This is a genomic window from Albidovulum sp. (genome assembly GCF_049646345.1).
Taxonomy (GTDB): Bacteria; Pseudomonadota; Alphaproteobacteria; order Rhodobacterales; family Rhodobacteraceae; genus Albidovulum.
On sequence record NZ_JBARVQ010000489.1, the window covers coordinates 1 to 2,334 of the forward strand.

Consider the following 2,334-nt stretch of genomic DNA (forward strand, 5'->3'; position numbering starts at 1 on the left):
GGTTATGGCAGGGGGAAAATATCAGAAACCTGCTCAGTCTTCGGCGACATTCAGCCAGACGCCGCCCTCGGGTCGCAGGGTCAGGATCAGCACGGGCTTCGGCTCGCGGCCCGGAACGGGCGTGAAGCGGAAGCGCGCCAGAAGCGTGGCGAGGATGATCACCGCCTCTTGCAGGGCGAAAGAGGCGCCGATGCAGATGCGCTGGCCACCGCCAAAGGGCAGATAGGCGAAACGGTCGATCTTTGCCGGATCCGCGAACCGGTCCGGGTCGAACCGGTCGGGGTCGGGCCAGAGCGCATGGTTCCGGTGCAAAGCATAGATCGGCAGCATCACCGTATCGCCCGGCCGGATTTCACGACCGCACAGCGTGTCATGCGCCTTTGCCGTCCGTGACAGGAAGGCGGCGGGCGGGTATAGGCGCAGAGCCTCATCGACGATCTGGCGGATATAGGTGAACTGCGGCAGGTCGGCCACGGTCGCCGCCCGCCCCCCCAGAACCGTCTTGGCCTCTTTCCGGGCGCGGTCCTGCACTTCGGGTTCGAAGGCACAAAGATAAAGCGCCCAGGCCAGCGTCAGCGCGGTCGTTTCATGGCCCGCGACGATGAAGGTCAGAAGATTGTCGCGCAGTTCGGCGGTGTTCATCCTGCGCTTGGTTTCGGGGTCCTCCCCCTCCAGCAGCAGGTCCAAAAGGTCCGGCACTTCATGCGCGCCAGTTTCGCGGCGGTGATCGACGGCGCCATCGGCCATCGCCTTCATCGCCCGCATCGCCGGGGCGGAAAAGAGCCGCGACGGGCGCGGCACCCACATTGGTGCACCGATCACGTCAAGGAAGGACACCCGTGCGGAACCGGCAATGTAGGCGTCGATGGCCCGGTGCACGGCATTGCGGTCAAAGGTTTCGCCGCCCGAAAAGGTCACGTCGGAAATCACCTCGAATGTCGTTGCGACCATTTCGTCAAAGAGGTTCGCCGCGCGGCCCGTCTGTGCCGCGATCCGTTCCGCCGCCCGTTCCGCGGCCGAGGTCATCACCGGGGCCAGCGCCTGAACGTTGCGGACCGAAAAGACCGGTGCGGCCGTCCGGCGCTGCCAGCGCCAATGCGCGCCCTCGGCGATGAACAGACTTTCGCCGATGGCCGGGCGCAGGATCAGCTTGGTGACATCCGATTTCGGATAATCCTCCACCGCGTCCTTCAGAATGCGGCGATTCGCGCCGGGATCCATGACCATGTGCCAGCGCTTGACCGTCCGCCCCGAGATCATCGGCTGATGGGTTGCGATTTCGGGGATCAGTTCCAGAACATTGCGCTGGCCGGTGCGGAACGATGCCCAGACACCAAGTGGTGTGTTATGCAGCGGAACGCGGACCGGGTGTCGCGGCGGTAGGGCTGTGCCATCCATGCGTGTACCTCCGCGTTCAATATAATGCGTGCGGGACATCCGCCAAGCGGTCGGATTGCCGCGCCGCGCGGGCTCGGGTAAGTCTGGGCCCCAATGTTGAATGGCCGGAGGACCCGATGGGGATGCGCGCATTGTTTTCTGGGATTGTTGCGGCGGTCCTTTTGTCGGCCTGTGCCCGGGACGATCTTTCGCAGCCGCCTAAGGATTTCGGCGATTTCGCGCTGGGCTACAATGTCGTCGTGGCCAAGAATGCCAAACCGGTCGGACCGTCGCGCAAGGCAACCGCCGAGGAATGGGAAACCACGCTGAAATCTGCGATCGACGCGCGGATGGGGCGCTATGAGGGAGAGAAACTCTATCATATCGGTGTCGGGGTCGATGCCTATGCGCTCGCCGTGCCGGGCGTGCCGCTGGTGCTCAGCCCGAAATCCGTGCTGGCGATCACCGTCAATGTCTGGGACGACACCGCGCAGCGCAAGATCAATGCCGAGCCGAAGCAGTTCACGGTGCTGGAAAGTCTCTCAGGCGGCACCGTCATCGGTTCGGGCCTGACCCAGAGCAAGGAGGAGCAGATGGCGAACCTTTCTGCGAATGCGGCACGGCTGATCAACGACTGGCTGGTCGAGAACGCGGCCTGGTTCACGCCCGAAGCGTCGGGTGCCCGTGCAGCCCTTGCCGCCACCATGGGTTCCGGGGTCGTTCCTGCCCCCACAGGCAACTGACGCTTGATTTTTCCGCAGCCAGCCGATACCCAGCGCGCGATGTAGACTTGGGGCCCGGTGGCCCCCCTAAGCACGAGGCGCCCGCGACATGGCAAAGGCAAAGTTTGAACGGAACAAACCGCATGTGAACATCGGGACCATTGGTCACGTTGACCACGGCAAGACGACGTTGACGGCAGCGATCACGAAGTATTTCGGTGATTTCAAGGCCTAT

Annotated in this window: 3 protein-coding genes; 2 read left to right on the top strand and 1 reads right to left on the bottom strand. The window is 63.7% G+C overall.

The window, feature by feature from the left end; genetic code table 11:
* Positions 1-33: 33 nt before the first annotated feature.
* On the bottom strand, positions 34-1,398 hold the full coding sequence (locus WBB85_RS12245; protein WP_432638892.1) for a cytochrome P450: 1,365 nt from the start codon (positions 1,396-1,398) through the stop codon (positions 34-36).
* 116 nt (positions 1,399-1,514) lie between these two features.
* On the opposite strand from WBB85_RS12245, the gene WBB85_RS12250 reads away from it, so the two are divergent.
* Entirely contained in the window at positions 1,515-2,120 is a 606-nt protein-coding gene (locus WBB85_RS12250) for a hypothetical protein (RefSeq protein WP_432638893.1), read from the top strand.
* An 88-nt stretch (positions 2,121-2,208) separates the two neighbouring features.
* The coding region (locus tag WBB85_RS12255) for a GTP-binding protein (protein WP_245813843.1) at positions 2,209-2,334 on the top strand (126 nt) is incomplete at its 3' end.